This is a genomic window from Collimonas sp. GW821-FHT02H07, assembly GCF_059421505.1.
Window position 1 is genome coordinate 30130 of sequence record NZ_JBWKVC010000009.1, and the last position, 17330, is coordinate 47459.

Here is a 17330-nt window from a genome sequence, read left to right on the forward strand (position 1 = left end):
CTGTTTAAAGCAATCTAGCGCTTGCGCTTGCTGGATTTCGTGAAACCCTTCGGCGCCCGCGCCTTCTCTGCAGGACCGTTGGCCTTCTTGGCTTTGCCTGCCTTGCCGGCTGGTGTGGTCTTGGCGGCCGTCGTTACCCTCGCGGTTTTCTGCGGCGCAGCCTTGCCGCCAGCCTTGGGCTTGGCGCCGCGGCCTTGCTCATTGTCGGCGCGCCGCGCTTCGTTCTTGAGCACTGTCTTGATGCCCGGCTCGTTGACCAGGCGCAGGTCGATCTTGCGGGCGTCCAGGTCGACCCGGCTGACCTGCACCGTGACGCGGTCGGTCAGCTGGTAACGGATGCCGGTGCGCTCGCCGCGCAATTCGTGACGCGCTTCGTCGTACTGGAAATAATCGGCGCCGAGTTCGGTAACGTGCACCAAGCCTTCGATATACAAGGCATCCAGCTGGACAAAGATGCCGAAGGTGGCGACGCCGGAAATCACGCCTGTGAATTCCTCGCCCAGCTTGTCGCGGATGAAATAGCACTTGAGCCAGGCTTCGACATCGCGTGAAGCCTCATCGGCGCGCCGCTCATTAGCCGAACAGTGCACGCCGAGCGCTTCCCAGATCGCCAGGCTGCCTTCGTTTTTCTTCTTGCCTGCCGCCTTGTCTTCCGCCTGCTTCTTGCGGCCGGCCGGCGACAGCATGGTGTTCAGCGCGCTGGTGTCGAGCCCTTTCGGATCGTAGCGCTTGCCTTGCAGGATGGCCTTGATGGTCCGGTGCGTGAGCAGGTCGGGATAGCGCCGGATCGGGCTGGTGAAATGCGCATACGATTCATACGACAAGCCGAAGTGGCCGATGTTTTCCGGGCTGTAGACCGCTTGCTGCATGGAGCGCAGCATCATGGTCTGCAGCAGGATCGCATCCGGCCGCGCCTTGATCTTCGGCATCAGCTCGGCGTAATCCGAAGCCGAAGGCGTATCGCCGCCAGCCAGATTGAGGCCGACCTGTTTCAGGAAGGTGCGCAGGATCGTCAGCTTTTCCTTGGTCGGATGGGCATGAATGCGGAACAGACCCGGATGCTTGTGACGCTCCATCAGGTCGGCAGCGCAAACGTTGGCCGCCAGCATGCATTCTTCGATCACCTTGTGCGCATCGTTGCGGGTGCGCGGCAGGATCTTTTCGATCTTGCCGGCGGCATTGCAGACGATGTAGGTTTCGGTGGTCTCGAAATCGATGGCGCCGCGCGCCTGCCGCGCCTGCAGCAGCGCATGGAACACTTCGTACAGATGCAGCAGGTGCGGCACCAGGCCGGGACGCTTGGCCGCTTCGGGACCCTTGGTGTTGCCCAGGATCGCCGCCACTTCGGTATAGGTCAGGCGGGCGGCGGAATGAATCACCGCCGGATAAAACTGGTAAGCCTTGATCTCGCCCTTGGCGCTGATCACGGCATCGCACACCAGGGTCAGGCGGTCGACATCAGGATTGAGCGAGCACAGGCCGTTGGACAGTTTTTCCGGCAGCATCGGAATCACGCGGCGCGGGAAATACACCGAGGTGCTGCGCTCCAGCGCGTCCACGTCCAGCGCATCGTTCGGCTTGACGTAATGGCTGACGTCGGCAATCGCCACGATCAGGCGATAACCGTTGGCGCGGCCGATCTTGACCGGTTCGCAATAGACGGCATCGTCGAAATCGCGCGCATCTTCGCCATCGATGGTGACCAGCGGCACATCGCGCAAATCGACGCGGTCGGCCAGGTCGGCGGCACGCACTTCGCCCGGCAGCTTGGCGGCCAGTTTTTTTGCGGCTTCGGAAAATTCGTGCGGCACGCCGTACTTGCGTACTGCGATTTCGATTTCCATGCCCGGATCGTCGATATCGCCGAGGATTTCGACAATCTTGCCGACCGGCTGGGTAAACCGCGAAGGCTGTTCGGTCAGTTGCACGCTCACCACCTGCCCGGCCTTGGCCTTGCCCGGCGAGCCTGCCAGGATGATGTCCTGGCCGATGCGCTTGTCTTCGGGCGCAATCACCCACACCCCGTTTTCATTCAGCAGACGGCCGATGACGTGGGTATTGGCGCGCTCCACCACTTCGACAATCGTCCCTTCAGGACGGCCGCGGCGATCGGTGCCGACGATGCGCGCCTGAACGCGGTCGCCATGCAGCACTTTCTGCATTTCCTTTTCGGGCAGGAAGACGTCGTCGCCGCCCTCGTCGGGAATCAGGAAACCGAAACCGTCGCGATGACTGCTGACGCGGCCTTCGATAAAACCGGGGGAATTGGTCAGTTTGTAGATGCCGGCGCGGTCAGGCTTGATCTGTCCGTCGCGTTCCATGGCATTCAGGCGGCGCGTCAAACCTTCCATTTCATCGGGTTTGACACTTAGTGCGGCAGCCAGAGCGGCGGCGTTTTGCGGTTCGGAGGAGGTCCGCAGAAGGCCGAGAATTTCCTCCCGGCTGGGAATTGTGTAGGAATATTGGCTCAAAAGGCTCTTCAACTGGTTGTTATTCATCAACGCTTAGTGTAACGGAGGATTGCGGCATTCTCCTAACCAAGCAGCTTATATCTTCCGCTTTTGCGGCCCTGCTCTATCTTCTTTCAAATGGTAGTTGACATATTCTCGCATTAGCTTATAATCTCGCTCTCTCAAGCCCACGTGGCGGAATTGGTAGACGCGCATGGTTCAGGTCCATGTGCCGCAAGGTGTGGGGGTTCGAGTCCCTCCGTGGGCACCATATACCATAGACCAGACCCTTTTCGGGGTCTGGCTCTCCGCAAGATTCCAGCAACAGCACTTTTCCCTGCAGTACGCGCATTACGACGATCCGGCGAGGACGTGACACGCTGCATCACGCTGCATATTACCAGCTTCAATAATTCCAGACGCAACAAAACCCAGCCTGTGACAACGGCCGGGTCGCTACGCCTATCGAATAGGCATTTTGCCGGGCGGGATGTCAGTCCCGCCCCGGATCATTTCACTTGAAGGGATTGATCATCACTTTCTGCGGATTCACCGTCGTTCCCGCTTGGATCTGGGCATCGATGACCTGATAGAAAGCATTGCCGGTATCGGCGATATTCCAGGTGCTCAGGATCACGTGATAACCGCTGCGGTTGGCCGGAATGGTGCAACGATGCGCGGCATGGCTGTTGCTGGGTGGCGCGAAACCGCCCTTGACGACGCAAAACGGCTGCAAATCAAAAGCGTCCCGGCTCAGCTTCTGGCTCGGATCCCAGCCCTGCTTGGTCATGTAGTAGCGCCAATCCTGCGTCATGTGGCCGGCGGTGAAGTACCAGTTGAAATCGAGAGCGCCGGTCTTCAACGCCACTTTCTTCCAGCGCGTCGGCGTTTGCACATTCAGTTCGGAAAACTGCGCCAGGCCGCCAGCCGCGATCGTACCGTCGGCCGGACCGGCTGCGGGAAAACCCTTCGGACCTTCCACGCTTTGCGGTTCATACTGAATCGCGCCGCAAGCCGAATTCTCTTGCGTCTTGCACATGAAAGCGCGCGATTTAGGGGCATCGATGTAGCCGTGCGCCTGGGCCGCCAGCGGCGCCGCCAGTGCCAGCATTAAAGTCAGACGGGACGATATGCGTTTCATTATTTCTCCTAACGAGTCTGCAGTGAACGAATGCATAGCCGCATCGCTGCGGCGGGCAGGTCGATTCTGCGGCCAAGGACGGAGCTGCGTAACTGGCAACATTTACAGTTGCCTGTCAATTGACCCGGACGCTCCAGGATGCTCAATGCCAGTCTAATAATTATCAGACTTATCCTATAATGTGCAGCACCTCAAGCACCGCCTGGCAAGCGCGCAGAGGGACGAAGCCGCAAACCGACAAGGACATCTATAGTGAAACTGACCAACCAATCTGTCATCGCCCTGCTATGGGGCTTGCTGTATCTGGTCATGGGCTACACCTCGCATCAGCTCAACGGGCCGATCGCCGCTACCGGCTATATCTGGCTGCCGGCCGGCGTCACGGTGGCCGCGTTCATGCTGACCAGGACGGCGCGCTGGCTGCCGGTGATCATCGGTTTCGTGCTGGCGCAACTGCTGCTGGGCTGGATTGAAAATCGCGACCTGTTGCGCGTAACGCTGTTCGCCCTCGATGAAATCGGCGTCGCCGCGATTGCCGTGGCGCTGGTGCGGATGACGCAATTGCCGATGGAAGGCCTGTATTTCGTGCGCGGCCTGCTGATTGCCGGCGTCGCCTGCAGCACCGTCAGCGCAGCGATCGGCGCGGCCTGGTTCCTGATCGTGAAAGACGTGCCGTTCTGGCCGACCGCGTGCATCTGGGCGGCGTCCGACCTGGTCGGGATCCTGATCGTCACGCCGGTGCTGGCAGGCTGGTCGCGTTTCCACGCCATGCGTTCGGGCGGCATGGACCGCAGCGATTTCCTGCTGGGGCTGGCGGCTTTCATTGCACTCGGCGTGACTGCCTACCTGATTTTCGATGGCCACAGCCTGAGCAATTTTTCGGCCGGCGTCAATTTTGCGCTGACCTATGTGCCGCTGTTTTTCGCCGCCGTGGTAACCCTGCTGTGGGGCGGCCGCGGCGGCTCGCTGGCAGTCGCCATGCTGGCCTTCTTTGCGCTCTTGAATACGGTGCAGGGCGAGGGGCCGTTTGCCGCCTTCGCCGATACCTATTCCAAGCATTCGCTGCTGGAAGCCCAGCTCTACCTGGCCGTGGCCGCCCTGCTCTGCCTGCTGATCAGCGCCCTCAAGACCACCCGCGAGCAATTGCACGAAGACGCCGCGCAATGGAAAAGCGACGTCGAACTGGCGCTGACCGTCAGCCGCCAGCTGGTCTACAGCATGGATCCGCATAGCAGGAAGCTGTGCTGGAACGGCGATCTGCAAGGATTGCTGGGCCTGCCGGCAAATGCCTTCAGCGAGCTCGACCAGGTGCTGGCGCATGTCCACCCCGACGATCGCCAGCAGCTGCGCAGCCGCTGGCTGGACGACATGGACGACGATGTCCGTCCCGATTTGCGTTTTCGCCTGCTGCTGCCGGCCGGACACACCACCGAGATGACCGACATGAGCGCGGTGCTGCTGGATGCCGACGAATCGGTCGCCATGGTGGCAGGCGCCTGGCGCCTGCATATCCGGGAAGACGAACCGCAACCGCGCCAGGGGCATTCCGCCCTATGAGCGTTCGTACCGGCGCCCTGCTGATTCACGGCCTGGGCGGCACCCAATTCGATCTGGGCTCCATGCACAAGGTGTTGCAGCGTGCGGGAGTGGAAACCCATGCCGTCACCTTGCCCGGCCATGGCGGCCAGCCGGAGGATCTGGTGGACGTGCGCATGGAAGACTGGCTCGACACGGTCACCGCCGCGTATCAGGAACTGGCGCCGCAGTACGACACTTTCCATGTGCTCGGCATGTGCCTGGGTTCGCTGCTGGCGCTGGCTTTGTGCGAGCGCGTGCGGCATGCCAAGGGCAAGCTGGTGACGCTGGCGCCGCCGGTCTTCATCGATGGCTGGTCGACCCCATGGTATCGCCAGCTGCGGCACCTGGTGTACTGCATCCCCGGCATGCCCGGCAAAATGAAAGTGGAAGAAGACGAGCCCTTCGGCATCAAGAACGCCACGGTGCGGGCGATCGTCAAGGCCAAGTTCGCGCGCGGCGACAATTTCCACTATCGCTGGGTGCCGCTGGCCTGCATCCGCCAGGTCGACCGCCTGCGCCGCCTGGTGCTGGCCGGCGCCCGCGATATTTCCTGCCCGACGCTGGTGGTGCATGCGCGCGAAGATGAACTGACCAGCCTGAAATCGGCCGAATTCCTGCGGGCGGCGTTGCCGGATGTGCGGGTGGTGGTGCTGGAGAACAGCTACCACATGATTTGCGTCGACAACGACCGCGACCTGGTCACCAACAGCGTGCTGGAATTCTTCGGCTATCCGCCGGCGCCGGCGCGGCGAATGCGCGGCGCCGACAAGCTTGACGCTTAGCGCGTCATATCCCTAGAAAACCCGTCCCAGCTGCAGATACAGGTTCCAGACGCCGCGCGGAGCAATCGCCGCACCAAAATACAGAGGTCCGAGGAAGCTGTTGCCGCCCAAGAACATGCTGGCGCTCTTCTTGAACGGCCCTGTGGCAAAAGCATCCTTGCTCTGCCAGACATCGCCCACCTCCAGGCTGGTGCCCAGCACCGTACTGCGCAAGCCAGGCAAATCCAGCCCAGGCATGTCGCGCAAATAGGTCAGGCGCCCATATAACAGATAGTTGCCGGAAAATTGATCGGGTGCGTAAGCAGACAAATGCTGGAATCCGCCCAGCGTGAATCCCAGTCCGCCATTGGCGCCGGCGCCGTTCTGCTCGTTGCCGTAAGTGCCAGCCGCTTCCAGCGCCAGGTTGAGCGTGTTGCCGCCGCGGCTGACCGCCCACAGCGCCTTGCCCTGGGCATCGCTGTAACTGTTGGCGGCGCCGCCGAAAGCCACATTGCTGACCGCGGAAAGATAGTAGCCCTTGCGCGGGAACAGCGGGTCGTCGAGCTGGTCGACAGTGAGTTGCGTACGCACCACCGGCTGCTTTACGCGAAAGCTGTCGAATATCAGCTCCGGCGCGATATCGATGAATTCCATTGGCCAATTGTAGGTAGGCCTCCCCTCCAGCCACTGATAATAGACACCCGTGCGCAACTCCCCGAGCCGGCCGATCGGCATGCCAAGATCGACCCCTACCTTGGTGGTGTCTATCCGGTAGGCTGTCACCGGTACGGTGCTGGAAGTGACCGTGCCCTCGTCCGAATACAGGTCGATGTGCCGGCGCGCGTACTCGGCATAAGGCGCCACATACAGTCCGACCGTGTTCCAGATCGGCTGCCGCAATTCGGTATGCAGGCTGGCTTGTTTGCTGCCCAGTACAAGGTCGTTGCGCCACTCCAGGCCGCTTTCGGTCATCCATGGCAGGCGATGCCCCACCTGCAGATTGAAGTCGCCGCGGCCATTGAAACTATTGGAGACGCCCAGGCCGAACAACAGGAAGTGCGGTCCCCAGGATTTATCGTCGGCGTCCACCTTCAGCACATTGCGGCCATTTTCGGTCACGAGTTCCTGCGTGACGCTCTTGAAATCGCCGTTGGTCGACAAGCTCGCCATATCCTTGTTGAGCGCGATCGGGTTGTAGAAGTCGCCTTCCTTGACATTCAGCGAACGCCGCACCACCGCTGCCGGCACCCGCCCGTTGCTGTTGATTTCTATGGCGTCGATGCGCGTGTTCTGTGCCAGTACCGGCCCGCCGTTGCGAGCGGCCAGATAGGCCTTCCATTGCTGCGGCGGCAAGGCCAGCGGCGCCAGCTTGGCGCGCTGCCGCTCGGCGGCGTCGTAGCCGGCCTTGACGCCGTCGTTGCCGCGTGAAAAATCGGCAAAGCCCAGGTCGCCCATGTCCGGCTCAATCAAGATGTCGTCCTTCTTGAGCGAATCGATCTGCCGCTTGACGTTCTGGCGGATCAGGATGGTCACCATCTGCTGCGCCACCGCGGTGGGCGATTCCAGCGTGGTCGGATCTTGCAGGTCGGCGGCGATATTGACGGCGATGATGATGTCGGCCCCCATTTCGCGCGCCTGATCGACCGGCAGGTTGCGCACCAGGCCGCCGTCCACCAGCGTCCGTCCGTCCAGCTTGAGCGGCGCGAACAAGCCCGGCACCGCCATGCTGGCGCGGATTGCGCGCGGCAAGGAGCCTTGGCTGAGGATCACTTCCTCGCCGCTGCCGAGATCGGTCGCCACCGCGCGGAAAGGCGTCGGCAGCTTGTCAAAGGAAATATTGGCCGGCAGCTGCGGGGTCCAGTTCTGCAGCAACGCCAGCAGATTATTTCCTTGCACCAGGCCCCTAGGCAGTTTCAGCTTGCCGTCGCCATAGCCGGCAGACAGGCCGATCGGATATTGATAGTCATCTTCGCGCTGCGACTGCGGCAGGTCGGCCCGCTCATTGCGGTCAAAGGCGATATCGCTAAGGTTGGTGCCAGAGAGGATATGGCCCAGCTCATCAACCGACAGCCCGCTCGCATACAGCCCGCCGACTACCGCGCCCATGCTGGTGGCGGCGACATAATCGATGGGGATATGCATTTTCTCCAGCGCCTGCAACACGCCCAGATGGGCATAGCCGCGGGCGCCGCCGCCGGACAGCACCAGGCCGATGCGCGGCCGGGCTTGAGGATTGTCGCTTGCTTTTTTAATAGCATCCATTCCCAGCTCGGGCGCCGCGCTTGCAGCGCCGGCATGGGCAAGGCCCAGCAGCAGGCAGCCGAAATAGACGCAGATGCTGCGTAACGGACGGAAATTCACAATATTTCGCTTCAAAAGGGGCATGACTGGCAGGAAAACACCTGATATCGGTATTGTTAAACAATGATCCGCACGATTATATTTGAATAAGCCCTTGGCACTGCCACTACATCCGATGTTTTATCCAGGGCGCGCGCTCTTGAAGCCGTGGCGTGCGCCCTGATATGGGTAAGAAGCGCGGCGCCCGCTTTGCCGCCAATCACACTCCGACTCTCTTTTCACGGGTTTCCACATGCCATCCCGCTCCGCTATCTTGATCGTCCTGTTTTTGCTGGGCGGCTTGCACGCCCTGATCGGCTGGCTGCTGATGCCCTCGCTGGCCGCAATGCCTCTGCTGCAAACCCTGCTCGGTCTGTGGCTGCTGTTATCGTTCTTGCTGATTCCGGCCGGCATGCTGGGCCGCGTCATCAAACGGCAACCGCTGTCCGACCGGCTGGCATGGGCCGGCATGCTGGCCATGGGCGTATTTTCATCGCTGCTGGTCAGCACCCTGCTGCGCGAACTGTGCTTGCTGGCATTGCCCTGGTTCGGCCTGCACGATGCGCGCCTGCCGGCCTGGACTGCGCTGGCGGTATTGCTGCTTGCCACGGTTTCCAGCCTGGTCGGCTATGTCAATGCGCGCCGGCTGGCCGCCGTGGTGGACATCGATATCCCCATTAGCGGCCTGCCGCCCGCCTTGCAAGGCTTCACCATCGCGCAGATCAGCGATATCCATGTCGGCCCGACCATCAAGCGCGGCTACCTGGATGCCATCGTCAACAAGGTCAACAGCCTGAAAGCGGACCTGATCGCCATTACCGGCGACCTGGTGGATGGCAGCGTGCAGGAACTGGCGCCGCACACAGCGCCGCTGGCCAACTTGCAATCGCGCCACGGAACTTATTTTGTCACCGGCAATCATGAGTATTACTCGAACGCGCCGGAATGGGTGGCCGAGGTGCGCCGGTTGGGATTGACGGTCTTGATGAACGAGCACGTGGTCCTCAAGCATCAGGGGGCTTCGTTGCTGGTGGCCGGGGTTACCGACTATAGCGCCCACCATTTCGATGAAGCCGAGCGCAGCGATCCGCGCGCGGCGCTGGCAGGAAGTCCGCAGCATGTCGCCGTCAAGCTGCTGCTGGCGCACCAGCCACGCTCCGCCACGGCGGCGGCCGACGCCGGCTTCGATCTGCAGCTGTCCGGCCATACCCATGGCGGCCAGTTCTTTCCCTGGAACCTGTTCGTGCCTTTGCAGCAACCGTACACGGCAGGCTTGAACCGCTTGCGCAATCTGTGGGTGTACACCAGCCGCGGCACCGGCTACTGGGGGCCGCCCAAGCGTCTTTTCGCACCATCTGAAATTACCCGCCTGCGGCTGGTCCTGGCGTAAAACTAAAGCACAACCTTGCCACGCATGGCTTTATCCTTGCCGCGCCGCGTCTTGCTGTCGACGCGCTTCAGCTGAGAACTGCGGCTGGGCGCGGTGGGCCGCCTTTTTTTCTGGATCACGGTCACGCTCAGCAACAGTTCCTGCAGCCTGAGCATGGCCTCGCTCTTGTTCTTTTCCTGGCTGCGCGATTGCTGCGCCTTGAGGATCAGCACGCCGTCCTTGGTGATGCGCTGGTCGTTCAGGGCCAGCAGCTTTTCCTTGTAGAACTCGGAGAGCGACGATGCCGGGATATCGAAACGCAGATGGATGGCGGAAGACACCTTGTTGACATTCTGGCCGCCCGGCCCCTGGGCGCGGACGGCGCTGATCTCGATCTCGCTCAGCGGGATGGCGAGCGAGTCGGTAATGCGCAGCAGCTTGTCGTCGTTAGGAGGAAACATGCGCATCATTATAGGGGCAATGTCACCCCTGGCTGCGCAGATCCTCCAGCAAGCTGCCAGCCGCCGCGGCTTCCGCTTCATGGCCCGGCTCGCGCCAGGTTTCGGTCAGGGCCTCCGCCTGCCATTGCTGCATGGCCGGCAGGTTCAGCAATTGCGCGGCGTAGGCTTGCGCCGCCGGGCTCAGTTGCAAGCCGTAAGTCTGCACCCGGAAGGCGACCGGTGCAAAGAACGCATCGACGGCGCTGAAGCCGGCGCCGGCCAGGAAGGGACCGCCGAAGCGCTGCAGACCCTCGCTCCACAATTCATCCAGCCGGGCAATATCGCGCGCCAACGCCGCAGGCACCTGCGCCAGCCTGACCCGGATGCCGCAGTTCATGGTGCAGTATTCGCGCAAGGCGCCAAAGCCGGAATGCATCTCGGCGGCGGCGCAACGGGCCCAGGTCCTGGCTTGCGCATCGGCTGGCCAGACGCCGGCATGGCGCTCGGCCAGGTATTCGACTATGGCCAGCGAATCCCAGACCGCGGTTGCGCCGTCTTTCAGGGCCGGCACTTTGCCGGTCGGTGAAAAACTGCGGAAGGCGTCCCAGTTGGCGCCAATGCCATCGTCGGAAAACGGCACCAGGTGTTCCTTGAATCCCAGCCCCAGAGCACGCATCAGCACCCATGGACGCAATGACCACGACGAATAATTTTTATTGGCGATATACAGCTCATACATGGTGGCAAACACTCCGTTTTGAATTGTTATGGTTAAACGTAAATAGGTGCACGGGATCCGACTGGCATGCAGGCGAGCTTGCATGACAGTGCGGAATGGGATTTTATATGTTTCCAGGAAAGAATACCCGTGCGGCTATGGCATAACCATGCCGGCTAAGGCATGATGGCTATTGCAGCCGCCCATTTACCCAAGAAGATGAAACCATTCAGCACCAGTCCCCATGCAGCGACAAGGACAGCCAGCTTGCTGCTGCGCGCTGCGCTATTGCTGCTGGCGCTTGGCGGCAACGCCAGCAGCGCCGCCGAACGCTATCAGATCGATAGCGAACACACTTATACCTACTTCGAGTACAGCCACTGGGGCTTGTCGATGCAGCGCAGCCGCTTCGATATCACTACCGGCACGATCGAGCTTGACCGCGACAGCCAGAGCGGCAGCATCGAAATCGACATCGACGCTGCATCGGTCAGCACCGGCAGCGACGGCTTCAACCAGATCATGCGTTCCGGCGAATTCTTCGACAGCGCCAATTATCCGAAGATCAGCTTCAAATCTTCCGCCCTGCACTTTGAAGGACCGCAGCTGACGCAGGTAGACGGCGACCTGACCATCAAGGGCATCAGCCATCCCGTCACGCTGCAGATCAGCAATTTCAACTGCCGCTTCATGCTTATCTATGGCAAGCAAGCCTGCGGCGCCAACGGCTCCGCCAATATCCTGCGCAGCGACTACAAACTGGGACGCTATGTGCCGTTTGTCAGCGATGCCGTCACGCTGCACATCAGCGTAGAAGCGATCAAGGAATATTGAAACGCCCCCTGGCCGGCGCAGTCGATATCTGCTTGACGAATGCTCACGCGCATCTCGCTCAAAAAAATTAACCAACAGACAAGTTCTTCATGTTGTATTGATATTTTTATAAATTCAATAAAAGGATATTTTTAAGAAACCCCTTATTCCAACCACCCGCCTTTGTCACTTGCCGAGAGGTTTACTCATATGATATTAATCAATTAACATTCATTGAAATATATTTTTATCAACTACTCTGCGGCGAGAGAATGCGCAAACCCACATACCCCAGCCGCCCCAGTCCATTGCAACTCGATCTGGCCAATCGCTTGATCCAGCAAATCGCTGCTGGTGAATTCCCGGCCGGAACCCACCTGACCGAAGAGAGCCTGGCCAGCCATTTCGACGTCTCCCGCACGCCGATCAAAGCCGCACTGCGTCTGGTGGCGCAGCAGGAATTGCTGGATTACCACGTCAACAGCGGTTATTTCGTCAGCACCGGCATCAGTCCGAAACCGGTCCCGGACCGGCTTGTCGCCGGCGTCAGCGGCGACGCCCTGTACCAGCAGATGATCCGCGACCGCCGGCACAATCTGCTGGCCGACACCATGACGGAAACCGACTTCCTGGAGCAATACGCGGTGTCGCGCAGCCTGCTCAGAGGGACGCTGGTGCGCATGGCGGCAGATGGCCTGATCGAGAAAAGGCGCGGCCAGGGCTGGAGCTTCCCGCCCATCGTCAGCACGCAAGAACTGATGAGCGAGAGCTATCAGTTCCGTATCGCCGTGGAATGCGCCGGCCTGCTGGAAAACAGTTTCAAGGCCGATGCCGAGCAGTTGCGGAACAGCCGCCTGGCGCATGAGAAGCTGCTGCACCAGGCGGAAGCCGATGATTCCGCCACCGCCTTTTTTGCCGTCAATGCAGCGTTTCACGAAATGCTGGCCCGCTTCTCCAACAATCGCTTCCTGCTTCAGGCAATACAGCAGCAAAACCAGTTAAGGCGGCTCGATGACCGTATCGCGCATTACCGGGCGCCGCGCCAGATCGATTCCTGCAAAGAGCATTTGCAAATCATCGAAGCGCTGGAAAACGACAACAGGGAATGGGCATCCGCCTTGATGCGGCGTCATTTAACCGTCGCTCGGGACATGAAATAACGGTGCATTTATAGACGTAAAAGAACCGACGAGGGCGATTGCCTTGCGGACCAGACCGGCTACCTGAAAGGCATTCCATTGCAACGCAACGCAGCCCGTGGCGGACCTGCCATTGACTGAGCGGCCCGCAAAGATTCTGCTCCGCCAGAAGACAGGCATGGAATAATGCGCAGGAACGCATTTCCTGACCCACCATTTTGACTGGCTCGCCCATGCCCCCTACGCCCAACCCCGATACGCTGCGCACGCCAACCATCACCGATGTTGCGCGCGAAGCCAAAGTAGGTAAAACCAGCGTTTCGCGCTACCTCAACGGCGAATTCGACAGCCTTTCCGACGCATTGCGGCTACGCATCCAGCAGGCCATCAGCACGCTCGGCTTCCGCCCCAACCAGATGGCGCGCGGACTCAAGCGCGGCCGCACGCGCATGGTCGGCATGGTGGTCGCCGACATCAGCAACCCCTACTCGGTCGAGGTCATGCGCGGCGTCGAAGCGGCCTGTCAAAAACGGGGATTCATGCTGATGGTGTGCAATTCGGACAACCAGCTGGAGCTGGAAAAGCGCTACCTGGATTTGCTGACCAACTACCGTGTCGAAGGCCTGGTGATCAATCCGATCGGCTTGCCGGAGGAAGACCTGGCATCCATCAGCAACACCGGCCTGCCGCTGGTCATCATTGACCGCCGCGCCGTCCGCCTGCAGTGCGACATGGTCGGCCTGGACAACCTGCAAGCCGCCACCCTGGCGACACAGCACTTGCTGCAGCAGGGATTTCAATCGATTCATTTTTTTACCGAACCGATCGGCCAGATCAGCAGCCGCAGCGAGCGCGAGCAGGCGCTGCGCCAGGTGGTGGCGGCAGCCGGCAAGGGCTATTCGGCCACCACCTCGGAACTCGACATGGCGGACACCGCCGGCCTTGCCCGTGCCCTGCAGAAAGCCTTGAAAAGCAAGAAGCGCACCGCGATTTTTGCCGGCAACGGCCGCATGCTGCTGAACGTGGCGCTCGGCCTGCAGCAGCTTGGCGCGCGCTGGCCCGAGGATATCGGCTTGCTGGGTTTTGACGACCCCAGCTGGGCGGCGCTGGCCGGCAGCGGCATCACCGGCATTCGCCAGCCGACTTTCGACATCGGCCATGCCGCGCTGGACTTTCTGGTGCAGCGCATCGACGGCATCGCCAGCCCGGCGCGCATGCAAGCCTTTCCGGGCGAATTGAAGATACGCGGCTCCACCCTGCTGAAAAGTGTAACGGAGGCTTGACGGCCGATTTTTTATGGATTACTTTGGAACCGGTTCCATAAATAGCTTCACAAATACCGCCCAACTGCCTGACATTGCGCATCGGGCAAATTTTTAAATCTTTTATGGAACCGGTTCCATAACATAATCGCATCCCAGAAATGCGAAGCAGAACGTTATCCAGGAGACAGATTTGCAAGCAACGCAATCAACCCAACCACCGTCAGGCATCTTCATCGTGGCGTCCGCCTATGGTGTCGATTTTGTGCAGAAACAAGGCCATGCGGCGATCCTGCCGCTGGCGGCAAATGCCGGCGCCGACGGACTCGAAGTCCGCCGCGAACTGTTCCTCGGCTCGGAGGCGGAAATCGCGCTGCAGCTTGCCGGTTTAAAAAACCTCTTTGGCGCGCATGGCTTGCAAGCGCTGTATTCCGCGCCGGAATCCCTGTTCCGCCCAGGCGGCGAGCTCGATCTGACGCTATTGGCGTCGCGTCTACATGAAGCGGAAATCCTCGGCGCTGCCACGCTCAAGCTGCAAATGCACGATTATGCCGGCCGCGTCGACGCGGCTGCCCTGCAGTGCACGCTCAATCAATCGCCGGTAACGCTGTTGCTGGAAAACGGCCAGCAGAAAAGCGGTTGCCGCATAAACGAATTCGCCAGTTTTTTTGCTGCCTGCAGCGCCAACTCCCCGGCCATCGCGGTGGCAATGACTTTCGATATCGGCAACTGGCGCTGGGCCGGCGAGGATCCTGTCGCTGCAGTCCAGGCGCTGGCGCCGCACGTGCGCTATATTCATTGCAAGGACGTGCAAGGCAGCGGCATGCGGCGCTTTGCGGTAGCGCTTGACGAAGGCAGCATCGACTGGCGCGCTTGCCTGAGCCGGCTTCCCGGCGCCCTGCCGCGCGCAATCGAATATCCCCTGCCCGCCGATCCGGCAGTCCAGGCGCACCATGTCCGGCAACTGCGTGCGGCGGCGGCATCCCTTTCTTGCGGAGCAAGCACATGCCAGTAAAATCCCTTGACGTCGTCACCTACGGCGAAGCCATGGCGATGTTTGTCGCCAGCGAAAGCGGCGATCTGGCCAAGGCAAAAAGCTTTGTCAAGCGTGCCGCGGGAGCGGAGCTGAATGTCGCCACCGGCCTGGCGCGGCTGGGATTCCGGGTCGGCTGGGTGAGCCGGGTCGGGCGCGATTCCTTCGGCCGCTTCGTGCTGGAGACCCTAGCCAGCGAGGGCATCGACAGCGCAGCCGTCACCATCGATGAACGCTATCCCACTGCATTTCAGCTCAAATCGCGCAACGACGACGGCAGCGACCCGGAAATCGAATACTTCCGCCAAGGATCCGCCGCCAGCCAGCTGTCGATCGCCGACTACCGCTCGGAATACTTCCAGGCGGCGCGCCATCTGCATTTGTCCGGCGTAGCGCCGGCCATTTCCGCCTCGTCGCTGGAACTGGCCTTCCACATCGCCGGCGAGATGCGCGCCGCCGGCAAAAGCATCAGCTTCGATCCCAATCTGCGCCCCACCCTGTGGCGTTCGCGGGAAATCATGGCGGACCGGCTCAATGCACTGGCCTCCTATGCCGACTGGGTGCTGCCGGGCCTGGAAGAAGGCCGCATCCTGACCGGCCTGGCCAGCCCGCATGACATCGCTGGCTTCTACCTTGCACGCGGCGCCAGCGGCGTCATCGTCAAGCTCGGCAGCGCCGGCGCCTACCTGCGCACGGCGCGCCTGGAAGCCACCATCCCTGCCGCGCCGGTCGCCAAGGTGGTCGACACCGTGGGCGCCGGCGACGGCTTTGCCGTCGGCGTCATCAGTGCCTTGCTGGAGGGACGCGACGCGCATTTTGCGGCAACCCGCGGCAACCTGATCGGCGCGATGGCGATCCAGGTCAGCGGCGACAGCGAGGGATTGCCGACACGAAAACAGCTAGTGGACTGTAACGGTCCACTAAAACAACACCGCTAAAAAACAACAGGCTGGCAGCAGACCTGAAGAGCGGATCATCAAAACGAGGAGACAAGCAATGGAAACAAGAAAACTGGCGATGCGGCGGTGGTGGTTCATCATTCCCATCGTCTTCATCACTTACAGCCTGGCTTACCTGGACCGCGCCAATTTCGGCTTCGCCAGCGCTGCCGGCATCAACCACGATCTCGGCATCACGCAAAGCACTTCGTCGCTGATCGGCGCCCTGTTCTTCCTCGGCTATTTCTTCTTCCAGATCCCCGGCGCCATCTATGCGGAGCGGCGCAGCGTCAAGAAGATGATCTTCTGGAGCCTGGTGCTGTGGGGCAGCTGCGCCGCCCTGACCGGCGTGATCAGCAATATCCCGATGCTGATGGTGATCCGCTTTTCGCTGGGCGTGGTGGAAGCGGCGGTGATGCCGGCCATGCTGATCTACATCAGCAACTGGTTTACCAAGACCGAACGCTCGCGCGCCAACACCTTCCTGATCCTGGGCAATCCGGTCACGGTGCTGTGGATGTCGGTGCTGTCCGGCTACCTGGTCAACAGCTTCGGCTGGCGTCACATGATGATCGCCGAAGGGGCGCCGGCGATTGTGTGGGCCTGCATCTGGTGGTTCGTGGTGCAGGACAAGCCGGCTGAATCGACCTGGCTGAAGCCGCAGGAAAAGGCAGACCTCAAGGCGGCGCTTGATCTGGAGCAGGCCGGCATGAAGCCGATGCGCAACTATGCCGAAGCCTTCAAGTCGCCGGCGGTGATCAAGCTGTGCGCGCAGTATTTTTGCTGGAGCATCGGCGTCTACGGCTTCGTGCTGTGGCTGCCGTCCATCCTGAAGAACGCCGCCAACATCAGCATGGTGGAAACCGGCTGGCTCTCTTCCCTGCCCTACCTGGCGGCGGTGATCGCCATGCTGCTGACATCCTGGGCTTCCGACAAGATGCAGAACCGCAAGTTGTTTGTCTGGCCGGCGCTGCTGATAGCCGCCCTGGCATTCCTCGGTTCCTACCTGCTGGGCAGCAGCAATTTCTGGCTGTCCTACAGTTTGCTGGTGATTGCCGGCGCCGCCATGTACGCCCCTTACGGACCGTTCTTCGCCATCGTTCCCGAGCTGCTGCCGAAGAATGTCGCCGGCGGCGCCATGGCGCTGATCAACAGCATGGGCGCGCTCGGTTCTTTCCTCGGCTCCTACGTGGTCGGCTACCTGAACGGCGCTACCGGCAGCCCGTTCGCCTCTTATCTGTTCATGGCCGGCGGCTTGCTCGCTGCGGTGGTGCTGACCATTTCAGTCAAGCCGGAAGCGCAAGCCCTGCCGCTGGCGCAGCCGGTCACGCAATGAGCAATCGATCAG

14 protein-coding genes and 1 tRNA gene are annotated in these 17330 nt (G+C 61.0%); 10 read left to right on the forward strand and 5 right to left on the reverse strand.

Annotated features, from left to right (window positions below; genetic code table 11):
* Positions 1-14: 14 nt before the first annotated feature.
* A complete protein-coding gene (rnr, locus tag AC07V8_RS15065; RefSeq protein WP_494679245.1) occupies positions 15-2471 on the reverse strand; it encodes a ribonuclease R in 2457 nt (818 codons plus the stop codon).
* A 165-nt stretch (positions 2472-2636) separates the two neighbouring features.
* Here rnr and AC07V8_RS15070 point away from each other — a divergent pair.
* Positions 2637-2721, forward strand: a tRNA-Leu gene (locus tag AC07V8_RS15070).
* A 243-nt stretch (positions 2722-2964) separates the two neighbouring features.
* On the opposite strand, the gene AC07V8_RS15075 is transcribed toward AC07V8_RS15070, so the two are convergent.
* The gene (locus AC07V8_RS15075; RefSeq protein WP_494679244.1) at positions 2965-3591 is read right to left on the reverse strand and encodes a lytic polysaccharide monooxygenase; all 627 of its coding nucleotides are present in this window, start codon (positions 3589-3591) and stop codon (positions 2965-2967) included.
* Between the two features lie 252 nt (positions 3592-3843).
* Here AC07V8_RS15075 and AC07V8_RS15080 point away from each other — a divergent pair, with 252 nt between their 5' ends.
* Together AC07V8_RS15080 and AC07V8_RS15085 are read left to right on the forward strand one after the other, a co-directional pair.
* Positions 3844-5148, forward strand: coding sequence for an MASE1 domain-containing protein (locus AC07V8_RS15080; protein ID WP_494679243.1), 1305 nt, complete (start codon positions 3844-3846; stop codon positions 5146-5148).
* Positions 5145-5951 (forward strand): alpha/beta hydrolase, encoded by an 807-nt coding sequence (locus tag AC07V8_RS15085; RefSeq protein ID WP_494679242.1) that lies wholly within the window; start codon positions 5145-5147, stop codon positions 5949-5951. The genes AC07V8_RS15080 and AC07V8_RS15085 overlap by 4 nt, the downstream gene beginning before the upstream one ends.
* Before the next feature lie 12 nt (positions 5952-5963).
* Here AC07V8_RS15085 and AC07V8_RS15090 read toward each other — a convergent pair whose 3' ends face one another.
* On the reverse strand, positions 5964-8192 hold the full coding sequence (locus AC07V8_RS15090; RefSeq protein WP_494679273.1) for a patatin-like phospholipase family protein: 2229 nt from the start codon (positions 8190-8192) through the stop codon (positions 5964-5966).
* 331 nt (positions 8193-8523) lie between these two features.
* On the opposite strand from AC07V8_RS15090, the gene AC07V8_RS15095 reads away from it, so the two are divergent.
* Positions 8524-9660, forward strand: coding sequence for a metallophosphoesterase (locus AC07V8_RS15095; protein ID WP_494679241.1), 1137 nt, complete (start codon positions 8524-8526; stop codon positions 9658-9660).
* A 2-nt stretch (positions 9661-9662) separates the two neighbouring features.
* On the opposite strand, the gene arfB is transcribed toward AC07V8_RS15095, so the two are convergent.
* Both arfB and AC07V8_RS15105 read right to left on the reverse strand, forming a co-directional pair.
* Positions 9663-10100 (reverse strand): alternative ribosome rescue aminoacyl-tRNA hydrolase ArfB, encoded by a 438-nt coding sequence (gene arfB / locus AC07V8_RS15100; RefSeq protein ID WP_199111012.1) that lies wholly within the window; start codon positions 10098-10100, stop codon positions 9663-9665.
* 22 nt (positions 10101-10122) lie between these two features.
* Complete coding sequence (locus AC07V8_RS15105; RefSeq protein ID WP_494679240.1) at positions 10123-10818, reverse strand: glutathione S-transferase family protein; 696 nt, start codon at positions 10816-10818, stop codon at positions 10123-10125.
* Between the two features lie 162 nt (positions 10819-10980).
* Here AC07V8_RS15105 and AC07V8_RS15110 point away from each other — a divergent pair, with 162 nt between their 5' ends.
* The 6 genes from AC07V8_RS15110 to AC07V8_RS15135 all read left to right on the forward strand — a co-directional run bounded on the left by AC07V8_RS15110 (position 10981) and on the right by AC07V8_RS15135 (position 17318).
* A complete protein-coding gene (locus AC07V8_RS15110; protein WP_494679239.1) occupies positions 10981-11631 on the forward strand; it encodes a YceI family protein in 651 nt (216 codons plus the stop codon).
* A gap of 251 nt (positions 11632-11882) precedes the next feature.
* Positions 11883-12770, forward strand: coding sequence for a GntR family transcriptional regulator (locus AC07V8_RS15115; protein WP_494679238.1), 888 nt, complete (start codon positions 11883-11885; stop codon positions 12768-12770).
* Positions 12771-12982: 212 nt separating this feature from the next.
* Positions 12983-14032 (forward strand): LacI family DNA-binding transcriptional regulator, encoded by a 1050-nt coding sequence (locus tag AC07V8_RS15120; RefSeq protein ID WP_494679237.1) that lies wholly within the window; start codon positions 12983-12985, stop codon positions 14030-14032.
* 172 nt (positions 14033-14204) lie between these two features.
* Positions 14205-15026, forward strand: coding sequence for a sugar phosphate isomerase/epimerase family protein (locus AC07V8_RS15125; RefSeq protein ID WP_494679236.1), 822 nt, complete (start codon positions 14205-14207; stop codon positions 15024-15026).
* Entirely contained in the window at positions 15017-15982 is a 966-nt protein-coding gene (locus tag AC07V8_RS15130; RefSeq protein ID WP_494679235.1) for a sugar kinase, read from the forward strand. The genes AC07V8_RS15125 and AC07V8_RS15130 overlap by 10 nt, the downstream gene beginning before the upstream one ends.
* A gap of 58 nt (positions 15983-16040) precedes the next feature.
* Positions 16041-17318, forward strand: a complete 1278-nt coding sequence (locus AC07V8_RS15135) for an MFS transporter (protein WP_494679234.1) — start codon at positions 16041-16043, stop codon at positions 17316-17318.
* Positions 17319-17330: the final 12 nt, after the last annotated feature.